The sequence below is a fragment of the Pseudomonas sp. p50(2008) genome, from assembly GCF_015351605.1.
In the GTDB taxonomy this organism is placed as follows: Bacteria; Pseudomonadota; Gammaproteobacteria; order Pseudomonadales; family Pseudomonadaceae; genus Aquipseudomonas.
In genome coordinates, this window is record NZ_JACMYF010000021.1 from 1 (window position 1) to 21,086 (window position 21,086).

Consider the following 21,086-nt stretch of genomic DNA (forward strand, 5'->3'; position numbering starts at 1 on the left):
TCTTGACGAGCACTTCACCCTTGCGTGGCGGCTCAACGTCGATCTCAACGATTTCCAGCGGTTTACCTGGCCCAAAGGCCACTGCTGCACGTGATTTCATGATGTCACTTCCTTTTTTGAGTTGGTCTCCGTCACCAAAACCACCTGGAATTGGTTACCGGAGATACGACCGAACGATGGAGATGGTTTCGTTAATAGACTGTTGCTGCGAGTCGCTCCTCGCCCCTCTGTCAGGAAACTCCTCCCGTAGATGGCTCTCCAGAACGGCCGCCATCAGGCCGTTGATTGCACCGCGCACTGCTGCCAGCTGCTGCAGAACCGCGACACATGTCGGATCAGCCTCCAGGTCGTGCTCTAGAGCCGTGACCTGCTCGCTAATACCTCTAGCGTGACCGAGAGCTTTCTCCTTCTCTTAGGAGCGCTGGGGGTGTTGCCATCCTCCCTTCCCGCTGATGTGATAATACTATACCCCCCTACAGTATCAAGCAGCAAGCTAAAAATTTATTTCCGCTGCTTGCTTCCCTGTGCGGATACCTTTGCCCGCCCGCTTCAAGACAAGGTGACCCCGCAATCGAGCATCCTTTTCCGCTTTCTTCGTGTGCTTCAAATTCCCAAAATGCCTGCCCTGAAGGCCTTGGCGGTCATCACCTATCGCCAACGTTTTGGCGTTCGTCAGTGTGGACGGAACCTCGGAAATGAGATTACAAAATCTGCTACGGATTGACTGAATGCACGAAAAGGCCATCCAGATGGCTCCCTATCAGGCAAATAAGTGTGACGAATGAGAGTTGGATCCTATCTATCCTGAGAGCCAGGTTTCCCTTTTTGCTCGGCTCAACTATATTTATTCAGTTAAGACCTCGTTGTGTCTCTAACCGCTACAGCCTCTGAACCCTTCCAAGAATTAGGGAAACGTGATATGGCGACAGTAATTAGAGATCCGATGGATTTGCTGACCTCGATAGATATGGTTAACACCGGCGGATCAGCATACAAGGACAGTGACAAACGCGTTCTCGCAAGCTGGCCAGCGGACGCGAACGCCCCCCAACTTTCAACCGGCGGCGCCGGCCACACTACTTTCGCCCGCTGGTACAGACCAGCAGAGAGCGATATTTATGAGTTTTCACCGTCCGGAGTGATGCCAGATCACCGAGCGCTTATTCCAATTAGGCCGTGTAATTCTGAGTTTCGTATCGGTGGCAGGAGAGTTTTTAACAAATATATGTCTCCCGGAGACGTCGCTTTAAGCGGCCCTATCTACGCCACACGCAATTGTATTCACAAGGGAGAGCTCGATATGTTTCTTATCAGCTTACCTCCCACATTGCTTTCTGAGGCGGCAGAGACACTAGATGGAAGGGGCTTGTCAACTGACATCATTCTATTTGACGCCCATACCACACAGGATGCCATTTCCAACAACCTTCTCATGGCATGTTTTTTTGCAACTCAAGACTACTCCCCTGCAAACTCGCTTCAACTAGAGAGTCTTGGCTTGGCTTTAGCTATACATCTTGTTGGACAATACAGGAATCGTGAGCGCAAAAGCTCTTTCCCAAAGCAGTCTCCGCTAGCAACTTGGCGACTTAATCGTGTCACAGACTACATCGAGTCAAATCTCAACAAGAGCTTATGCTTAAGCGAACTCAGTGCCATTGCAGGACTCAGTCGCATGCACTTTGCGGCGCAATTTAAGATTGCGACTGGCCTCTCGCCCCACTACTACGTCATGAAGCGGCGAGTTATTGCCGCTCAATCCCTACTATTATCAGGAACTCTCACTGTCCAACAGATTGCTATCGCACTAGGCTTCAGTAGCGCCTCCCATCTTATAAGGCATTTCCGGCAGATCATTGGCGTTCCTCCTGGCCGCTGGCGAGAAGAAATGGCTCGAACAAAGCCACGCTGCTGAACGGAGGATAAATGATGAAGACCTACTCAACCCTGAATGGTCAAGCTCAATGGGCACCCGAACAGCAGGAGTCTTCGGAGAAATCATACATACCCACACCCATGGATGCGCTCCCCTCCTCCGAGACCATCTGGCGCCGGCCTCCCCCTCCCCATAAACTCCCCAGCGGCAATGACGCGCTCATCCGACTCTCCTGCTGGAAAAATTTAAGCTCTGATCCAACGATCGAAGTCCTCTCGGACACAGATGATGACTTTCACGTCGTTACACTGGTGACACGCAGAACACAAGCAGAGTTGTTTATAGACGAAAACAGCGCCTGGAAAGGAGGTATGCCTGGGCAATTATTAGTAACAGGGCCAAAAAGAGGCGCTTGGCGCAAAGTAATAAAACCGCCCTATGAGCATCTGAGAGTGTATCTTCCTCAGCAGCTTATCTCAGAATGTTTTGAAGCAGTTACAGGACATGAAGCTCCACCAGTAATTTCTCTGTGCAATGCCACTTCACTCAGTGATCATGGCGTTTCACACATCCTAGCAGCCCTATTACATGCCCAAAATCGACACGGCGGCAGCAATCCATGCTTAATCGAAACTCTCGGCTTGGCATTGGGTTCACGCCTAGTAGCGTGCCTACATAACCAAAGCCGGCCTAACGACAATGAAACAAAATTTAGATCCGAAAAACTCAGACTTCAAAAAACGCTGGAATACATTAATGAAAACCTAAACAACCACATAACCCTTACTCAACTGAGCAGTATATTTGGTGCAAGCCGATGCCGCTTTACAGTCACATTTAAGCAGCACACAGGCTACACACCACATGCTTACGTTGTGCAACAAAAAATTCTGCGCGCCAAGGAAATCCTTAAGAACACCAAAAGGCCAATTCTTGAAATAGCTTTAGACCTCGGATTCAATAGCCAACCTCATTTCACGAGTTCTTTCCGCAAAGAAGTCGGTCTTACGCCTGCACGCTGGAGACTTGAAAACTTATGAAAAGCCTTTCGGACAGAAAACCATAAGTTATGGCCACTTATTTTTTATCCGTACATGCTGAAAATGTTTATAACTCCTCGCCCGAGAGGGTTTCACTTCCTCTTGACCAAGAACACCACAGTTACTATTACGAATTCGAACTTAATAGTTACCCTAAGACCGGGCTAGGTAGGCATCCATGAATTGATGGAAGTCTTCTTGGTCTAAGGTTTCTAGACGCACTTGCTCCGTTATAGATTCGCTTGCCAGATTCTCAAAGACTTGTTGCTGCTCGGCGGCAAGCGGCATTTCGCGGAAGGCCTTGGCGTGCAGCCTGCTCTGGCGCAGGGAGAACTGGACGAAGCTCTCATTGTGCTCGCTCATGCTCGCCAGCACCTGGGCCGATGGGGTAAGGGAAGCATCATCGACCTTCGCCTGTTGCGCGGCCAGCGCATGCATATGTTCCTCACCGCCCCTAGCGCGGTCGAGCAAAACAGCCAATTGACCTATATGCCTAATCAGCTCGCTTGCCCAGGCCTTCAGGCCGATCGACTGACCATCAAGACACAGCTCCAAACCCGGACGGCGTCCCTCCTTGGCCACTGCAAGGAAGTTGCTGTCGTACTGGTCGCACTCACCGCTGTCAAACTGCGGGCTGTCTTCCAGGGCGCAAAACAGCAGGAACGCGTCGAGGAAGCGCGATTCGGTGAGGTCGATGCCCAATGGCATGAACGGGTTGATGTCCAGACAGCGCACTTCGACGTACTGCACGCCACGGGATGTCAGTGCCTCGATCGGTCGCTCGCCGACGTAAGCGACACGCTTGGGGCGGATGCTCGAATAGTATTCGTTTTCGATCTGCAAAACATTGCTGTTCAGCTGCAACCACTCACCCCGCTTGGTCGTCCCCTTCTGTTCGTACAATGGATAAACCGTATCGAGTGCCTTTCGTATCCCTTCGATGTAGCTGTCGAGACTGTTAAGGCTGGGGGCTAGTCTAGCTTGGGCATTACTCTGATAACCGAGGTCACTCATGCGCAGGCTGGTGGCATAGGGCAGGTAGAGCGTCTCAGCATCGAGCTCCTCGAGCTGGTGCGCTCGCCCACGCAGGAAACCTTTTTCTAGGGCCGGGGAGGCGCCGAATAGATACATCAGCAACCAGCTGTACCGGCGGAAGTTGCGGATTAGTGCGAAGTAAGCCGCAGACTGGTAGTCGCGATCACTCTGCTCACCACTCTCGGTTTCGCGCAGCAGCGGCCACAGCGCCTCGGCCAGGGAGAAGTTGTAATGGATGCCAGCAATGCACTGCATAGTGCGACCGTAGCGCAAGGCCAGTCCCTTGCGGTAGACATGCTTGAACTTGCCGACGTTCGAGGTGCCGTACTCTGCGATCGGGATGTCCTCCTCAGCTGGCAGTATGCAGGGCATCGATGGGCTCCACAGGTACTCGCCATCGAGTTTGGTGTAGACAAAACGATGGACCTGCTCGAGGCTTTCTAGCACTTTTGCCGGGTCGGCCAGGGCCGGGGTGATGAACTCTAGCAGCGACTCGGAATAGTCGGTGGTGATCTGTTCGTTGGTCAGCGCAGAACCCAATGCCGCGGGGTGCGGAGTCTGGGCCAGATGACCACCACCGGTCACGCGCAGGCACTCGCGCTCCACTCCGCGCAGAGATTGACTGAGCAAAGAAAGATTCTGTTCGACCAGTTGCAAGCGACGTAGATAAGACGTGCTTGCAGGAACGCGTTGATTACTGATCAATGTGCATGCCCCACGTGAGAAAACTCGCTGACCAATGCCACCAAGCCAATACCTAACAACAGCCATATGACCTGAAGCGAGGTATCTCCGGTAGTGCGGCGCTGGCGCAGCTGAGGAATCAAGTCCGACAGAGCCACGTAAATGAAGCTGCTACCCGCCAACGTGAGAAGCATAGGTTGCCAATCCCATAACTGGTCCAGCAACGTATATCCGGCAATACCGCCTATAGCGGTCATGGCACCCGCTATGGAGACTTTGCGCACTGCCGCGCTTCGAGGGCTGCCCTGCCTAAGGACTACAAGATCCCCCATGTGATGGGGAACCTCATGCACCAGCACGGAAACGGCGGCGATAAAACCCAGGCGCATATCTGCAACGAAAGCTGAAGCGATCAGCACGCCATCGCCAAAACAATGGATACCATCGCCGACCAATAGCGTCCACCCGGTATTGTGATGATCTTGTTCGTGGTGCGAGTGCTCATGACCGTGATGCCAAAGCTGGGCCTTGCTCAAGAAGAAGAAGAAGAACACCAATCCCACCAACAACGTCAGGAACAGATCGTGGGATTCAGCACCGCTTTCGAAGGCTTCGGGCAACAAATGCAGGAGCGCTGTCGCCAGTAAGGCGCCTGCAGCTAGGCTCAGCAACCCCTGCTGCATATGGCCATCGTTGCGGCGAATCACCTGGGCGCGCACGACCAACTGATCAGCCACCCATACGCTACCAATACCTGCCATCAAAGTGACAAGGACTATGACTATCAATGACATGGACTCAGCACCTGAACAGGAAACAATTCGGTCTTCGACTAGTGACGGAGCACCTAGGTGGCCCGGAGCCTCACCGGACGAAAGCGCTCAACGCACCGCACAGATACTATAGGGGTGTATAGTATTTTTCAAGTCCATCGACACGTGAGAGCTGCTAATCCAGTGTCTGTACTCTGGCCTTTACTAAGCCGCGCAGACTGATCAGGCATAAAGCAGCGATACCTTAGCTAGGTAATGAATTCGCTGCCCAATGAGCTCCGCTTGGTCAGTACACCTGCAACAAGGGCACATGACGACCTCCTGATCGCTATTCAATAGTCTTGGCTATCGCCCAGCCTGACGGCTCAATTCCACCTTGTTCATGACGTAGAAGACGAGATCGCTGCCCCGGCATCGGCACTGAAACCTTGCCTCAGCCCCCCAATGGTCAAACTTTCAAGCTTTACCTAATGAAACTAAACCTTGCTCAAGGGCATACTTCATGAGCGCCACCGGCGTGTCGATGTTGAGCTTGCGGCGGATGCTCAAGCGGTAGGTCTCGACCGTGCGCACACTGATGTCCAGCTCACGTGCCATTTCCTTGTTATTGCGTCCTTTCGCGATCATTACCAGCACCTGCAGCTCCCGGGGCGTTAGGTCGTTTTCGTCACGGCTGCCGCCAACCAGCTTGCGAGTGATCTCAGAGCTATAGAAGCGCCCACCCGCGGCGATGGTCTCAATGGCCGCGACCAGTTCGGCAGACGGCGCGTTCTTGAGCACATAACCCGATGCGCCTGCGCTGATGGAAGTGCGCACATACTCCTGGTGGTCGTACATGCTCAACATGAGAATCCTGATGTCTGGATATAGGCTGCGAAGTCGCTGGGTGAGCTCCAGCCCGTTCATGCCCTGCAGGCCCACGTCGACCAGCAGAATGTCCAGCTCGGTGCTAGCCACCAGCTCGAGTGCCTGCTCCCCCGACTCGGCCTGACCGATTACGTCAAAATGCGCAATGGCGCCGAGCAGCGCCTTGACGCCGTCACGCACAAGGACGTGATCATCGACCAGGGCGATTCTGATTGGCTTGGATGTATTCATGGAATCCTCGGGATTCGAATGGAAACGCTCATGCGTTGACGATCGGTATCTGCACTTGCAGTTCGGTGCGCCCGTGGACCGACGCGAGGGTGACGCTGCCCAGGTGATGATCGGCGCGCTCGCGTATGTTGCGCAGGCCGATGCCGTGGCTGTCGTCCGCGGCATTGGTATCGAACCCTACGCCGTTGTCTTCGACCCGCAGTACGATCATGCCTTGCTGCGCGGTAATCGAGACGATAGCCGTCGTCGCCTTTGCGTGACGCTCCACGTTCGCCAAGGCTTCTTGGATGATACGGAATAGCGTCAGTGAGACCTCCGGCCCCACGTCGGTAGCTGCCATGCCGCACTCGTACTGGGTGCGGATTGACGTGCGTTGCTCGAATTCCCGTACTTGTTGGTCGATAGCCGCCGACAGGCCTAAAGTATCCAGCAATGAGGGCCGCAGATCATGGGAGATCCGGCGTATCTCGCCGATGGCGGCCCCCAGCCGCGTAGTGCCCTTGCGCAGGTTTTCCAACCCCCCTTCTCCACCGCGGGCCAACTCCATGGCCGCCAGCTCGTACTGGAATTTTATCGACACCAGCTCCTGACTGATGCCGTCGTGCAGCTCCCGCGATACTCGCGAGCGCTCTTCTTCCTGCAGATTGACGATGCGCTGGTTTAGCAAGGTCAGCTTGCGGTCAGCCAAGCGATGCTCGCTGACATTAAGCATCAGACCGCCGGCGAAGATCACCAGTACCGCGACCAGCGAGAACGAGGCGATCGCCAACACCGTGGTCAGCACACCTGAGGCCACTTCCTGGCGTGATTTGAGGGTCGCCACCTCTACATCGTCAATGTAGATACCCGTACCGAGCATCCAACCCCAGCGATCGAGCATCACCACGTATGCCAGCTTACCGGTGATCTGTCCGGTGGATGGTTTCTGCCAGTCGTACAACTGATAGCCGTCCCCTTCCCTGGCGCTATTGAGCAGCGCCTTTATGACCGGTAGGCCGTTCTTGTCGGTCATCGTGATCAGTTCCTTGCCGACCAGCTCAGCCTGACGGGGATGCATTAGGTTCTTGCCGTGCTGGTCATAGACGAAGAAGTACCCGTCGCGGCCGAAATTGGCCTGGGACAAGATGGCTAGGGCGCGATTGCGCGTCGCCTCGTCATCCACGCCACCGTCGTACAGCGGTGCGATCAGGCTCATCGCCAGGCTTAGGTAGTTTCTCAGCTCTGCCTTCTTCGCCGTCATGATGCTGCTTTCCACAAGACGCGCCTGTTCCTCTTCCAGCTTGCGACTTTGGGCGAACACCAGGACGCAGATGAACAGCACTGAGAGGATCAGCGGCAGCACACTGAGGGTGACGATCTTGTGCTTGAGTTGCATGGTTTTTTCCGAAGCGAGGAGGAGCTGGCGACGCCACTATGCGGGTTGCCAGCCCTGGAACGCGAGAGCGCCACGATGAACGTGGCGCTCGCTTGCATCAGTGGCCGCTCAGCAGCAACGAACGGGGCGTCCGCTGCCTCCGCCGTAGCGCGCTTCTTGCCGTTCACGGAAGAACACCTCGTAGGACATCACCGGCTTATCCGGATGCTTTCCCTGCATGTGCTCCACGTAGGCATCGTAGTCCGGCATGCCAACCAGCATCCGCGCAGCTTGACCGAGGTATTTACCCATCTTGCTCAAGTCATTGAACATACTGTCGGGCTCCTCAGGCATCGGGCAAGGGCTGGAACGGCGACTCCTTGTCAGTGCGTTCGGGCATGATCCAAGCGCGACGGGCAACCTTGATTGCGAACCAGAGGATGCTCAGAACCACCAGCAGGAACAGCACGGTAAGAGTCGCATTGGTGTAAGCGTTGAACACCACGTGCTGCATCTGCGCCAAATCCTTCGCTGGGGCCAGCACTTGGCCGGCAGCGGCAGCGGTGCTGTACTTGTTGGCCAGGGCCAGGAAGCCCATCGCAGGATTCGGGTCGAGCAGCTTGATCAGCCCGGCCGTGGTGGTGCAGATCAGCAGCCATACCGCCGGCACCAAGGTAACCCAGACATAGCGCTGGCGTTTCATGCGGATCAGCACTACGCATCCGAGCATCAGCGCGATGCCCGCCAGCATCTGGTTGGAGATGCCGAAGAGCGGCCACAGGGTATTGATACCGCCCAGCGGGTCGATCACGCCTTGGTACAGCAGCCAGCCCCACATGGCCACGCAACCAGCGGTAGCAGTTAGGTTAGCGGTCCAGGAGTCGGTCTTCTTCAATGACGGCACGAAGTTGCCCAATAGATCCTGCAGCATGAAGCGCCCAGCTCGGGTACCGGCATCGACCGCTGTGAGGATGAACAGTGCCTCGAACAGAATGGCGAAGTGATACCAAAATGCCATGGTATTCTCGCCCGGCAGTGCCTTGTGGAGGATCTGCGCGATACCTACTGCCAAGGTCGGTGCGCCACCGGCGCGGGCCAGGATGGTGTGTTCGCCAATATCCTTGGCAGTCTGCTGCAGCACTTCAGGGGTGATGGTGAAGCCCCAGCTGCTGACGGTAGTCGCGACACTGGTAACGTCCGCGCCGACCAGGGCCGCCGGGCTGTTCATGGCGAAGTAAACGCCTGGCTCGATCACCGAAGCGGCGACAATGGCCATGATAGCCACGAAGGACTCCATAAGCATCGCGCCATAGCCGATGTAGCGCGCGTGGCCTTCATTGGCCAGCAGCTTCGGCGTGGTTCCAGAACTGATCAGCGCATGGAAGCCTGACACCGCGCCGCAGGCGACAGTGATGAATAGGAACGGGAACAGCGCGCCCTTCCATACCGGGCCCGTGCCATCGATGAAGTGAGTGACGGCCGGCATCTTCAGATCGGGAGCGATGAACAGGATGCCGATAGCCAAAGCGACGATGGTGCCGATTTTGAGGAAGGTTGACAGGTAGTCGCGTGGCGCCAGGATCAGCCACACCGGTAGCACGGCTGCAACGAAGCCGTAACCGATCAGCATCCAAGTGATCTGCACGCCGGTGAAGGTGAATGCCGGCCCCAAGAAGGGATCGGCGGAAACAATTCCGCCGACCCAGATGGAGGCGAGCAACAGCACCACACCAATCACCGAGATCTCGCCGATGTGGCCCGGGCGGATATAACGCATGTAGATGCCCATGAATACCGCAATCGGCAACGTGGCCATCACCGTGAACATGCCCCAGGGGCTTTCCGCCAAGGCCTTGACCACGATCAGCGAGAGCACCGCAAGGATGATGATCATGATCAGGAAGGCACCGAACAATGCGATGGTGCCCGGGATTGGGCCCATTTCCTCGCGCACCAACTCGCCCAGAGAGCGACCGTTGCGGCGGGTGGAGATGAACAGGACCATGAAGTCCTGTACCGCACCGGCTAGCACCACGCCGGCGATCAGCCAGAGCGTGCCAGGGAGGTAGCCCATCTGTGCGGCAAGCACCGGGCCCACGAGTGGACCTGCACCGGCGATGGCGGCGAAGTGGTGGCCGAAGAGGATGTGCTTGTTGGTAGGGATGTAGTCCAGGCCGTCGTTGTTGAGCACGGCGGGCGTGGCGCGCGTGGCGTCCAGCTGCATCACTTTGTTGGCGATGAACAGGCTATAGTAACGGTAGGCGATCAGATAGACAGCAACGGCTGCAGTCACAATCCAGAGGGCGCTGATGGCTTCGCCCCTGCGCAATGCCAGAGTGCCTAGAGCAAATGCACCCAGCAAGGCGACGGCGAACCAGGCAATTCGGGTAGCCAGTGTGGTCATTGAAAGTTCTCCTGCCGCGGGTATAGCCCGGCGGCGGTTCTTGTTTTTGTGTGGGTCCAGATAGGGACGGTGACACTCTGGCCGCCCTAGATCGGCAAGAACATTCGCATTAATACGAGGCCACACTCCGTAGTACTACGTAGCTAGGAACACAGCAGCGCTCCCATCACTTCTCCGCAATGAGCTGACATATAACGTCAGCGACAGGGCGTCACTGACTTCTAGATCGAAGCGAACCTTCTAACAAAGCCATTGTAAAAGCAATAGCAATATCGCTGGACAAACAGTCGTCGAAATTAGAGACGTCGATTCAGACTTTCGACCAGCATTTCGAAAACCACATCAACTCTTGGGCAGTTATCGGTCCGCTGAGGGTGACACACGTAGATCGGCCAACTCGCGCGCTCTAGCTCCGGTAGTACTTCTATCAACTCACGATTTGCTAGGTATGGCAAACACGTCATGCCCTGAATATAGCTAATCACATGCCCTGCCCGGGTAGCTTCCAATTGACTATATAAATCGTCAGTGGTTAGGTAGGGCTGCGCGGGAAAGAACTGGCGGCCTTGGTGAATATACCAGGGACAAGCTCTGCCTGTAGCGGGGTCCGTTACTGTACTAAGAGGGAAATTCTGTTGTAGGTCCTCGATATTCTTAGGCATGCCAATGCGGTCGATAAGCGAAGGGGCGGCTACGATCCGATTGCGCGTAACGCCAGCCTTACGCACGATCCATCTGTTATCGGATGGCAGGTCCAAGGTGATTAATATATCAACCCCCTGACCGTCGAAATCATCCAACGCACCCAGCTTTACATTCCACTTCAGAATGACACTCGGGTAACTCCGAAGACCATCGAGTATGTCTCCTAAGATGAGTCGCATGCATGGAGAGTCAGGTACAGACACACGCACTAAACCGCTCACCAGATCCTGTCTCACCTGACAACGATTCTGAAATAGCCGCTCGCTATCTTTTATGAGCTGCCTGGCTTGGGGCAGCAATTGCTCTCCGAAACCACTTAATCTGACCTGCCTAGTAGTACGATAAAAAAGTACCTCTCCAAACTCTCTCTCCAAGGCTCCGATTGTACGCGTGACCACTTGAGGGGATAGATTAAGTCGATTTGCCGCATCACGGAACTGCAAGACCTCTGCGACGACACAGAAGATTTTCAGGGCTTCTAGGCGATTAAGCATGATTTCCGACTCTAGAATTAAGGGGGCATTGATGATGAATTTCCATCCCCCCCTTCGAAGCCAGCTCCTCACGCGAGGAGCTGAGTTAAACTATTTGGCTGGTCAATTCAATAACCAGAAGCACGCCCCCAATAGCACATGGGTTCTACTAGAACCCTGTACTAAATGATCAAGTGGATCAGTCACAGCAAAACCTTAGCCATGCCGTGCGATGATCAAGGCCCCTACGAGCCCAATGCCATATTGAAAGCACTCTACTTGGTTCGCTTGAGCTGCTCAGCAAGGAATGGTGCGGTTCGACTGCCTGACGTCCTTGCCACTAATCTAGGAGTGTCGGACGCAACGATGTGCCCACCCTCCTCACCCGCACCAGGCCCTATGTCTATCACCCAATCGGCCTGAGCTACAGCACGCATGTCGTGCTCAATCATCACCACGGTATTACCGGCATCGACTAGGCGTTGCAGTTGCACAAGCAAACGGTCAGCGTCAGAAGCGTGCAGACCAGTGGTAGGCTCGTCGAGCACGTACAGGCTACGGCCTCGCTGGCTTCGCTGCAGCTCCGTGGCTAGCTTGATGCGCTGTGCTTCGCCACCCGATAGTTCGGTGGCGGGCTGGCCCAGGCGCAGATAGCCCAGCCCGATTTCCTGCAGCAGTTGCAGCGGCCGCGCGATGGCGTCTTCGCTGGCGAAGAAGTCACAGGCTTCTTCCACCGTCATCTGCAATACTTCGGCGATGTTGCGCCCGTTCCAGCGTACCTTGAGCGTGGCCTCGTTGTAGCGGGCGCCATGGCAGGTCGGACAGGGGGCGTAGACACTGGGCATGAACAGCAGCTCGACGCTGACGAAACCCTCCCCTTCGCACGTATCACAACGCCCCTTCGCCACGTTGAAAGAAAATCGGCCAGCGTCATAACGATGCCGGCGCGCGTCCGGCGTGGCGGCGAAAAGCTTGCGTACGTGATCGAATAAACCGGTATAGGTGGCCAAGTTTGAACGTGGCGTGCGGCCAATCGGCTTCTGGTCGACCTGGACCAGGCGCTGGACGACATCCACATCACCGGCGAGATGACCTCCTGTAGCCTCGATAACAGCAGGACCTTCGCTGTTAGCATTTTCAGCTGCATCATCTTCGGGCTCGTGCCCTAGGTGCAGTAGCAACAGCTCTGGCAGGGCCTGCGCGACCAGACTGGACTTACCCGAACCGGAGATACCGGTAACCGCCGTCAGCACACCCAGCGGGATACGTGCATCCACGCCGTGCAGGTTGTGCCGCCGGATGCCTAGCAGCTCCAGCCACCCGGTCGGTTCGCGCTCGTGGCTAGCCGGTGCGGGGATTTCGTCGAACAAGTACCGCGCAGTTCGCGACTCCGCAATCTCGCGCAATCCTTCTGGCACACCACTGTAGAGCACGCGCCCACCCCGCTCCCCCGCATCTGGTCCTACATCCACCAGCCATTGCGCGCGGCGCATCAAGTCCAGGTCGTGCTCAACCACGAAGAGCGAGTTACCAGCATCGCGCAGTTTATCCAGCGAGTCGTACAGTGCATGGCTGTCAGAGGGGTGCAGACCTGCAGAAGGTTCATCGAGCACATACACCACGCCAAACAGCATGGAGCTCAGTTGCGTGGCCAAGCGCAAGCGCTGCAACTCGCCAGCCGACAGCGTCGGCGTGGCCCGATCCAGCGTGAGGTAGCCCAGGCCCAATCCGCGCAGTTGGCGCAGACGCGCCATTACCCCACCGGCCAGGCGCTGCGCGGCGAGACGCTTCTCCTCCGACAGCGCCGACGTACGGCGCACGTCAGGCGATACCGCATGGACCGCACGACCACTTGCGGCCCGTTCGGCTCGATCACGGCGTGTCGCTTCGCGGTCGGTACCCTCGCCAGCCGTGTGGGCGCGGAAGTCGCCTTGGGCAATGGGCTCGAGCAGCGCCGCTAAGCGGTCTAGGGGCATTTGCATGAACTCGCCAATGTCCACCCCGGCAAAGGTCACCGACAGCGCCTCGGCCTTGAGTCGCTTGCCGTGGCAGGCCGGGCACAGCTTGCCTTCCATGTAGCGCGACACGCGCTTTCTCATCAACGCGCTCTGGGTGTTGGCAAAGGTGTGCAGCACGTAACGTCGGGCGCCCGTGAAGGTGCCCATATAGCTGGGTTCGAGTTTACGCTTGAGCGCCTGTTGAGTCTCGGCAGGCGTGAAACCCGCGTAGACCGGCACCGTGGGCGTCTCTTCCGTGAACAGGATCCATTCACGGTCCTTTTTCGGCAAATCCTTCCAGGGACGGTCGACGTCGTAGCCCAGGGTGACCAGGATGTCGCGTAGGTTCTGGCCGTGCCAGGCCGGTGGCCAGGCGGCGATGGCCCGTTCACGGATGCTCAGTGACGGATCAGGCACCATGGTCGCCTCCGTCACCTCGTACACATGGCCCAGACCATGACAGGCCGGGCATGCGCCTTGCGGGGTGTTTGGCGAGAAATCCTCGGCGTACAACATCGGCTGGTTGGCCGGATAAGCGCCGGCGCGCGAGTACATCATGCGCACAAGACTAGACAGTGTGGTCACGCTCCCCACCGAAGAACGCGCATTGCTCGCCCCTCGTTGCTGCTGCAACGCGACAGCAGGCGGCAGGCCGTCGATCGCATCTACGTCAGGTACACCCGCCTGGTCGATCAACCGCCGGGCATACGGGGCTACCGATTCGAAGTAGCGCCGCTGTGCCTCAGCATAGATGGTGCCGAAGGCCAGCGAAGACTTGCCAGAGCCGGAGACACCGGAAAACACCACCAGCGCATTGCGCGGAATAGCGACATCCACGTCCTTGAGATTGTTCTCCCGCGCACCGCGCACTTCCACTTGGCCGCTGGCCGCAGCAGTGCACGAGGATTCACCGTATGAAGGATTTGGCATAGCTTACTGTCCTACAGTTCGTGGATGGCTGAGCGCTGAAAGTCCGGGCAACATCCGGCTCAATCTGGCGATGCCGAATCATCGAGCGAGTGCAGCCAGGCAAGCTTTTCTCCCAGCTTGCGCTCGCGCCCGCGGTCCGTGGGTTGGTACCAGCCCGGTCGCATCACCCCTTCTGGAAAATAGGTCTGCCCCGCGGCGTAGGCGTTGGGTTCATGGTGCGCATAGCGGTAACCTTCGCGATAGCCCATCTGGCTCATGAGCTTGGTCGGCGCATTGCGCAGGTGCAACGGCACAGGCATCGAGCCGGTGCTCTTAACGAAGGCCTTGGCCTGGTCCCAGGCGGCGTAGGCCGCATTCGACTTGGGCGCCAAGGCAAGGTAGGTCACCGCCTGGGCAAGAGGGATTTCGCCCTCGGGAGAGCCCAGCCTTTCATAGGCTTGTGCGGCGTTGAGTGCCAGTTGCAACGCCTGGGGGTCAGCATTGCCGATGTCTTCGCTGGCCATCACCACCATGCGCCGAATCACCTGGGTGACGTCCCCACTGCCATCGAGGATCCGTGCCAGCCAATACAGCGCCGCATCCGGATCGGAGCCACGCAATGACTTATGAAAGGCGGATAACTGCCAATAGAACTCGTCGCCTCCCTTGTCGAAGCGGCGCAACGATGGGCTCGTCGACAACCTGGCGAACTCACCGTCGACCGTTGTCTTGCTCGCGCCGGACGCTGCAGCGGCTACCTGCTCGAGCAGGTTCAGGAAGCGCCGGCCATCGCCATCAGCGAAGCCTTTGAGCAAGTCCAGTGCTTCCGCGTCCAGGGCAACCCCGGCCAGATGCGGCAACGCGCGCTCATACAGTTGCTGCAGTTCATCGTGGGACAGCGGTTCGAGGGTGTAGACCTGCGCCCGCGAAAGCAGCGCCGAGTTGACCGCTAACCCTGGGTGTTCGGTGGTACCGCCTACCAGTGTCAGCAGCCCGGACTCGACATGCGGCAACAGTGCGTCTTGCTGCGCCTTGTTGAATCGATGAATCTCATCGACGAACAGCACCGTCGAACGACCATGCCCATCCAGCTCGGCCTGAGCATCGTCAATGGCCTGGCGGATGTCCTTCACCCCGGCTAGCACAGCGGAAATGGCGATGAACTGACTATCGGTGACACTGGCGGCCAGGCGTCCCAGCGTGGTTTTGCCCACACCGGGTGGCCCCCAGAGGATAAACGAGTGCAGTTTGCCTGCCTCGAACGCCAGGCGCAGTGGTTTGCCGGCCCCCAACAGATGCTGCTGCCCGACGAACTCTTCCAGGGACCTGGGGCGCAAACGCTCAGCCAAGGGCGGCTCAGGCTTTGTCGTAAACAGATCGACCAAGATCATCTCCCAGCATGGCTGATAGTTGAAGGCGCCACAAAGCAGGATCGGCGTCTGCGTGATTAGGCGAGGCTTCGCAAAGAATAGTTGCTGGAACCTGAATCAAGCCCCGGAGCACTCCCTGGACCAAGCCGACCGCATCAGGAAGATTTCTCTTCCCCTGCATGGTCACCATGGGCATGCCTGATTCGCCGAACCGTCCACCAGATCGCCAAAATGACCACGGGTACCAGCCCAGCGATCACCAGCTCAGGAGCAACCTTGTCATGAACTCCTGGGATACCTTTGAGCAGATACGCCAGCAGGCTAACGACGTAATAGGAAATAGCCGCCACCGACAAGCCTTCAACGGTTTGTTGAAGGCGCAGTTGCAACTTGGCGCGATTGTTCATCGACTCCAGAAGGTCCCGGTTCTGACGCTCAAGCTCAACGTCGATCCAAGACCGTAGCAATGCAATGGCGCGCGTCAGCTTGTCGGAAAGCTTGGTCTGGCGTTCCTTGACCGACTGGCAGGTGCGCATCGCTGGCGCAATGCGCCTATGCAGGAAATCGCGCCACGTGCAGTAGCCCGCTACTGACTCCTCCGCCAACGCATCCAACCGCTCTTCGACGATCTCGTAGTACGCCCGACTCGCGCCGAAACGATAAAGGTTCGCTGCCACACCGGCCTCCAGCTCCGCCCCGAGGCTGGTAAGCTCAGCCAGCAGAACATCGTTGTCACGACGCGCGCCCTTGCCGGTGCGCATTTCGTCAGTGATGGCCGCGAGTTGCGATTCCATGCGCCGCAGATCCACGGTCAAAGAGCGTGTCAGCGGGAGCGCCAGGAGTGCTAAAGTGCGGTAGGTCTCGATTTCCAGCAGGCGCTGGGCGAGCGCTCCTGCGCGAGCCTGAGTCAAGTCACGGTCAAGAATGAGGATGTTCGTCAAACCATCCGCGTCCTGCCGAAAGTCGGTCACAATAGCGGCTGCGCCGTTCTCCACCACCGAATAGCACAGGCTAACAGGGTCAAAACGTTCAATCTCCTGTTCAGCCGCCTCGGTCCAAGGCAATACATTCAGGCGAATACCTGAGATTACCGGACCTGGTGGAACGAACCCTCGCTTGAAGGGATTCTCTCCACAAGGTGCTCCCGTCTCGGGATCAAGCACAGCACTCCACAGATAGGTCGAGAACTCGGTGTGCTTCTCGCAGTGCAAGTCACCTTCGTCCCAAGTCAAGCCGTGAAGCGGCGTCGTATTGTCGGGTTCCGCAACACCCAAGCGTTGAGACAGTTCGGTCATCGCCGCCTGATCTTTAGCTGAGTCACCTTCGGTGATGAAGGCAAGCTGCAATAAACCTCGTGGGGCCTGGATAAGCAAATGCGGCCGCGCATGAACTTCGTTCACAGCTGCAGCTCGATCAGCCAAGGCCTGCATACCGTACACAGTTGTTTGGAAGGCGGGGTTAGGGGCCATATCGAGTTGGGGCGGCTGTTTCATAGCGACCTCATTTTTCGTTGAAATTAAAGGTATCACGTGTCGTGGTAGAAGACTTTTGGCGTATCCCACACGTGGCCAGCGTCCTTGTGAAGAAGGTAGCCGGCTAGCACATGACAGGATAGACACGGAACAGGTTAACTCGCGCCATTAGCACTCAGCTTGCATCAAGTGCGATGCCTGAGATCATCACAATTCGGCTATCGGTGAGACTTTCGCGATATATCTCATGGGTGACAGGGGCGCAAAATCGAATTTACTCTTCGTTGCGCCTAGCCATTCCGGACCAATTCCCCAGCGAAAACACCTCATCCTTGCGGCGATTCAAGTGCGATTCTGGCTCGTTGTAAGCGCCCTACCAGCGGGGATGGCCACGCATGTGCAGCTTCAAGGCTAAGATTTACGCTCCCCTGCAAACGCAGGACCATAAAAATTAGCGAAGGTAGGACCTGACAATGGAGATCGTGTCATCAATCGACTGCTTCTGCGAATCACTTCTAGCATCGGTGTGCGGAAACTCCTCCCGTAGATAACTCTCCAGGATTGCGGCCATTAAGCCATTCACGGCTCCGCGCACAGCCGCTAGCTGCTGAAGAATCGCAGCACACTCAGCACCATCATCTAGTGCTTGCTCAAGAGCTCCTACCTGGCCTTTGATGCGTCGCACACGGGTCAGCGCTTGCTTTTTCTCACGGGGATTATGGGGCATCGAACACCTTCAAGGGTTGGACGCATGCATCATACTATACTACCGGGCAGTATGAAAGCTTGCGCATGATTGAAAACCGTCGCTCACATTGCGCTCGAAGCACACCATCCGAATCCGAAGCTGCCCGCGCTGAAAACGACATATTAAAAGCTGAAGGGCAGAAAACACACGCCCGTGAGTCGCTCAAACTAATCGCCGCGCCTCACTTCGTGAGAAAAATCCATGCAGCTGGCGCCTCGCTTCTGGCAGAGCACTTCCATGCTCTCACCGTAAAATTCCCAGTCTGTTTCCTAAGAGCCTCCACTTAACGGAGACTCACTCAGCAGCGACAAAATCCATCTAGTGCAGGCGCTAGCCTGCACTGAGACGATCTCGTCCATGCTGCACGGACTGACAATCTTCCCTGACTATCAATCCACCGCTGCAGCCTTACTTGGGTTCCAGCTCGGCGGGCCCACGCTTGGCCTGCGGTGTCGACCGCATGATCAGACGTGAACCGCGATAACCGACACTGTGGTTCCAGACCCAACTCAGCGCGACACTCAAGCGATTGCGCACGCCAATTAGGAAATAGATGTGCGCCAGCTTCCAGATCCACCAAGCGAGTGCCCCACGCAGCTTCAGACGCCCCATGTCGATCACCGCCAGGCTACGACCGATGGTGGCGAGGTTACCCTGGTGCTTGTACTTGAACGGCTCATCCACACTTTTGCCTTTCAGCCGCTTCTTGATCAGATTGGCAACGTACTGGCCTTGCTGCTTGGCCGCCGGCGCGATACCTGGCACGTACTTGCCATCCGGCATCGCCGATGCCGCCGTGTCGCCAATCACGAAAATCTCGGGATGCCCCGGCACGCTCATGTCCGGCCTGACCAGCACTCGACCGGCACGATCCGCCTCGGCATTCAGCCAACGAGCGGCGGGTGACGCTTGCACCCCGGCCGCCCAGACAATGGTCTTAGCTGGAAGCGGCTTGCCCGCAACGATGACACCGTCAGCCGAGCAGTCGGTGACCGGAGCGCCCAAAGCCACTTCAACGCCAAGCTTTTCCAGTGCGCGTCGAGTGTAGTCCGAGAGCTTCTCAGGGAACACCGGCAGCAGACGCGGCCCCGCCTCGATCAGCACCACCCGGGTAGCCCGCGGATCAATGGAACGGAAGTCATGGGCCAACGTGTCTTTCGCCAGCTCAGCGATCGTGCCCGCCAGTTCGACACCCGTGGGACCGCCGCCGATGATCACGAAGGTCTGCAGTGCGGCACGCTCCGCTGGATTATTGGAGCGTTCGGCCTCCTCGAACGCGGAGAGAATCCGTCCGCGAATCGTGGCGGCGTCCTCCAGGGTCTTCAGACCGGGCGCATGGGGCTCCCATTCATCATGACCAAAGTAGGCGTGCGTTGCCCCCGTCGCCAGGACCAGCGTGTCGTAACCGACGGTCGAACCGTTGTCGAGCAGGACTTGTCGCGAGCCGACATCCACGCCCTGCACCTCCGCCATAAGCGTCTGCACATTCTGACGGTTGCGGAACAGGTAGCGAATCGGCCAGGCAATTTCGGAGGTCGACAGCGACGCCCCGGCCACCTGGTACAGCAGGGGCTGGAACAGGTGATAGTTGCGGCGGTCGATGATCGTTACGTCCACGTCGGCGCCGGAGAATCCGTTGACAACGTCCAGCCCGCCGAAACCCGCGCCAACGACGACGACATGGTGCCGTTTGTCAGAGGTCTTTTTCATCTTCAGGGTCTCCCAGTGTTCAGCGATTCAACGCAGCCGCATGGTGGGCCATGTGTCCGCCCAGGTAGCTCGAAATAAAGTAGTAGCTATGGTCATGCCCGGGCCGCAGGTTGAGGGTCAGCGGATGCCCTGCCTGTTCACAGGCGGCGCGCAGCAATTCCGGCCGCAGCTGGTTCTCGAGAAACTCATCGCCCAGCCCTTGATCGACCAGCAACGGCAAGCGCTCTTGCGCAGTACGGATCAGTTCAACCGTGTCATAGCGCTTCCAGGCATCCTGGTTGTGCTCGCCCAGGTAAGCCGCCAGAGCCTTCTGCCCCCAGGGCACTTGCGTGGGGGCGACGATCGGCGAGAATGCCGACACACTCGCATAACGACCTGGGTTGCGCAGTGCAATGACCAGGGCACCGTGTCCACCCATGGAGTGCCCGCTGATGCTGCGCTTGGACGACGCAGGGAAGTTAGCCTCGATCAGTGCCGGCAGTTCATCGACCACATAGGAATACATCTGGAAGTGATCGCTCCAGGGCAGCTCCGTGGCGTTCACATAGAAACCCGCCCCTTGGCCGAGGTCGTAGGCCGCGTCGTCGGCGACGTTCTCCCCGCGCGGGCTGGTATCGGGGGCAACGACTATGATCCCGTGCCGCGCGGCATAACGTTGTACCGCCGCCTTGGTGATGAAGTTTTGCTCCGTGCAGGTCAGCCCCGAGAGCCAGTAAAGCACCGGGCGCTCTTCATGCTCGGCCTGAGGAGGAAGATAAATTCCGAACTTCATCGTGCAACCGAGCACGGTCGACTCATGCTGATAGACGTCCTGCCAACCCTCGAAGCTGGCGTGATGTTCAATGCGTTCCATGGATACTCTCCTTAACTCAACGAGGTAATGGCCAGGTGCCAATTAACACGCTGTGTCGTCCTCCGATTCTGGAGAGGTACAGGCGTGCGTTGCTTTGACTACCATCAACCAGGTGTCCAGCGTTGCCGCTGGCATGAGGATCGCTACTACAAACTCAGGCGCTACTGCACCGCGAAGGCCAGATGTCGTCTTAGATGTACAAGCAATAAAATGTGCAACCCAGTGCGCCACTGCTGCGATAAGCCCGGCAGCTGACTTGGCCCACTGACCCGCTTTGAATTCGGTGTTATCTGCATCACGCACTTTGTGCGTGTGCACTGCCCTGCATCGATCATCGAGGCCGGACTGCAATGCTTTTGGAGCACATGTCAGCTGACGTGGTCTCCGAGTGCCGTGGCCGCGTGGCATGAGTAGGCATGCCAGGCACGGTCACGGCCAGGGCGGAAGGTGCGGTCGTTCTAACCGGAGCAGGCTCCGTTCACAACGACCTCACGACTCCTTGGTTTCAGACAAAGGTGTAGGCACACACTTTGTTACCAGCTGGGTCACGCAGGTAGGCCGCGTAGGCACCCGGCAGGTGGCCAC

16 protein-coding genes and 2 pseudogenes are annotated in these 21,086 nt (G+C 57.3%); 2 read left to right on the forward strand and 16 right to left on the reverse strand.

Translation table 11 applies throughout. The features are described 5' to 3' along the window. Both H7698_RS31235 and H7698_RS30685 read right to left on the reverse strand, forming a co-directional pair. A partial coding sequence (locus H7698_RS31235) for a hypothetical protein (RefSeq protein WP_442966349.1) occupies positions 1-103 on the reverse strand: 103 nt, incomplete at its 3' end. 51 nt (positions 104-154) lie between these two features. Beyond that, positions 155-397, reverse strand: a pseudogene (locus H7698_RS30685) (metal-sensing transcriptional repressor); the annotation flags it as partial. 522 nt (positions 398-919) lie between these two features. On the opposite strand from H7698_RS30685, the gene H7698_RS31240 reads away from it, so the two are divergent. Then, positions 920-1,915 carry a helix-turn-helix domain-containing protein gene (locus tag H7698_RS31240; RefSeq protein ID WP_016968906.1) on the forward strand — a complete coding sequence of 332 codons (996 nt, stop codon included), beginning with the start codon at positions 920-922 and terminating at the stop codon, positions 1,913-1,915. Between the two features lie 11 nt (positions 1,916-1,926). Next, complete coding sequence (locus H7698_RS30695) at positions 1,927-2,916, forward strand: helix-turn-helix domain-containing protein (protein WP_079384156.1); 990 nt, start codon at positions 1,927-1,929, stop codon at positions 2,914-2,916. 153 nt (positions 2,917-3,069) lie between these two features. Here H7698_RS30695 and gshA read toward each other — a convergent pair whose 3' ends face one another. The 14 genes and pseudogenes from gshA to H7698_RS30765 all read right to left on the reverse strand — a co-directional run. Beyond that, a complete protein-coding gene (gene gshA / locus H7698_RS30700) occupies positions 3,070-4,656 on the reverse strand; it encodes a glutamate--cysteine ligase (protein WP_016968907.1) in 1,587 nt (528 codons plus the stop codon). Then, the gene (locus H7698_RS30705) at positions 4,653-5,429 is read right to left on the reverse strand and encodes a ZIP family metal transporter (protein ID WP_194693864.1); all 777 of its coding nucleotides are present in this window, start codon (positions 5,427-5,429) and stop codon (positions 4,653-4,655) included. The genes gshA and H7698_RS30705 overlap by 4 nt, the downstream gene beginning before the upstream one ends. Before the next feature lie 435 nt (positions 5,430-5,864). After that, complete coding sequence (locus H7698_RS30710; protein ID WP_016968909.1) at positions 5,865-6,506, reverse strand: response regulator; 642 nt, start codon at positions 6,504-6,506, stop codon at positions 5,865-5,867. A 28-nt stretch (positions 6,507-6,534) separates the two neighbouring features. Continuing rightward, positions 6,535-7,881, reverse strand: a complete 1,347-nt coding sequence (locus tag H7698_RS30715) for a cache domain-containing protein (protein WP_016968910.1) — start codon at positions 7,879-7,881, stop codon at positions 6,535-6,537. Between the two features lie 108 nt (positions 7,882-7,989). Continuing rightward, the gene (locus H7698_RS30720; protein ID WP_026000005.1) at positions 7,990-8,193 is read right to left on the reverse strand and encodes a YbdD/YjiX family protein; all 204 of its coding nucleotides are present in this window, start codon (positions 8,191-8,193) and stop codon (positions 7,990-7,992) included. 13 nt (positions 8,194-8,206) lie between these two features. After that, positions 8,207-10,264: a carbon starvation CstA family protein gene (locus tag H7698_RS30725; protein ID WP_016979606.1), complete on the reverse strand. Its 2,058-nt coding sequence runs from the start codon at positions 10,262-10,264 to the stop codon at positions 8,207-8,209. Between the two features lie 296 nt (positions 10,265-10,560). Beyond that, entirely contained in the window at positions 10,561-11,463 is a 903-nt protein-coding gene (locus H7698_RS32040) for a LysR family transcriptional regulator (RefSeq protein WP_016973498.1), read from the reverse strand. A 254-nt stretch (positions 11,464-11,717) separates the two neighbouring features. Then, positions 11,718-14,369 (reverse strand): excinuclease ABC subunit UvrA, encoded by a 2,652-nt coding sequence (locus H7698_RS30735; protein WP_016973497.1) that lies wholly within the window; start codon positions 14,367-14,369, stop codon positions 11,718-11,720. A gap of 59 nt (positions 14,370-14,428) precedes the next feature. Then, positions 14,429-15,739 carry a replication-associated recombination protein A gene (locus H7698_RS30740; RefSeq protein ID WP_016973496.1) on the reverse strand — a complete coding sequence of 437 codons (1,311 nt, stop codon included), beginning with the start codon at positions 15,737-15,739 and terminating at the stop codon, positions 14,429-14,431. A 134-nt stretch (positions 15,740-15,873) separates the two neighbouring features. Next, positions 15,874-17,211, reverse strand: a complete 1,338-nt coding sequence (locus H7698_RS30745) for a DUF3422 family protein (RefSeq protein ID WP_016973495.1) — start codon at positions 17,209-17,211, stop codon at positions 15,874-15,876. 430 nt (positions 17,212-17,641) lie between these two features. Continuing rightward, on the reverse strand, positions 17,642-17,917 hold the full coding sequence (frmR, locus tag H7698_RS30750) for a formaldehyde-responsive transcriptional repressor FrmR (RefSeq protein ID WP_016973494.1): 276 nt from the start codon (positions 17,915-17,917) through the stop codon (positions 17,642-17,644). 429 nt (positions 17,918-18,346) lie between these two features. Next, positions 18,347-19,648 carry an NAD(P)/FAD-dependent oxidoreductase gene (locus tag H7698_RS30755; RefSeq protein ID WP_042858625.1) on the reverse strand — a complete coding sequence of 434 codons (1,302 nt, stop codon included), beginning with the start codon at positions 19,646-19,648 and terminating at the stop codon, positions 18,347-18,349. 19 nt (positions 19,649-19,667) lie between these two features. After that, entirely contained in the window at positions 19,668-20,501 is an 834-nt protein-coding gene (fghA, locus tag H7698_RS30760; RefSeq protein WP_016974634.1) for an S-formylglutathione hydrolase, read from the reverse strand. Positions 20,502-21,006: 505 nt separating this feature from the next. Then, positions 21,007-21,086 (reverse strand): annotated as a pseudogene (locus H7698_RS30765) (VOC family protein); the annotation flags it as partial.

Coding starts and splice junctions, on each gene's coding strand:
- H7698_RS30755 (WP_042858625.1), bottom strand. CDS start 19,648: ATGAAAAAGACCTCTGACAAACGGCACCATGTCGTCGTCGTTGGCGCG.
- H7698_RS30720 (WP_026000005.1), bottom strand. CDS start 8,193: ATGTTCAATGACTTGAGCAAGATGGGTAAATACCTCGGTCAAGCTGCG.
- fghA (WP_016974634.1), bottom strand. CDS start 20,501: ATGGAACGCATTGAACATCACGCCAGCTTCGAGGGTTGGCAGGACGTC.
- H7698_RS30695 (WP_079384156.1), top strand. CDS start 1,927: ATGATGAAGACCTACTCAACCCTGAATGGTCAAGCTCAATGGGCACCC.
- frmR (WP_016973494.1), bottom strand. CDS start 17,917: ATGCCCCATAATCCCCGTGAGAAAAAGCAAGCGCTGACCCGTGTGCGA.
- H7698_RS30705 (WP_194693864.1), bottom strand. CDS start 5,429: ATGTCATTGATAGTCATAGTCCTTGTCACTTTGATGGCAGGTATTGGT.
- H7698_RS30745 (WP_016973495.1), bottom strand. CDS start 17,211: ATGAAACAGCCGCCCCAACTCGATATGGCCCCTAACCCCGCCTTCCAA.
- H7698_RS32040 (WP_016973498.1), bottom strand. CDS start 11,463: ATGCTTAATCGCCTAGAAGCCCTGAAAATCTTCTGTGTCGTCGCAGAG.
- H7698_RS30735 (WP_016973497.1), bottom strand. CDS start 14,369: ATGCCAAATCCTTCATACGGTGAATCCTCGTGCACTGCTGCGGCCAGC.
- H7698_RS30740 (WP_016973496.1), bottom strand. CDS start 15,739: ATGATCTTGGTCGATCTGTTTACGACAAAGCCTGAGCCGCCCTTGGCT.
- H7698_RS30715 (WP_016968910.1), bottom strand. CDS start 7,881: ATGCAACTCAAGCACAAGATCGTCACCCTCAGTGTGCTGCCGCTGATC.
- H7698_RS30725 (WP_016979606.1), bottom strand. CDS start 10,264: ATGACCACACTGGCTACCCGAATTGCCTGGTTCGCCGTCGCCTTGCTG.
- H7698_RS30710 (WP_016968909.1), bottom strand. CDS start 6,506: ATGAATACATCCAAGCCAATCAGAATCGCCCTGGTCGATGATCACGTC.
- H7698_RS31240 (WP_016968906.1), top strand. CDS start 920: ATGGCGACAGTAATTAGAGATCCGATGGATTTGCTGACCTCGATAGAT.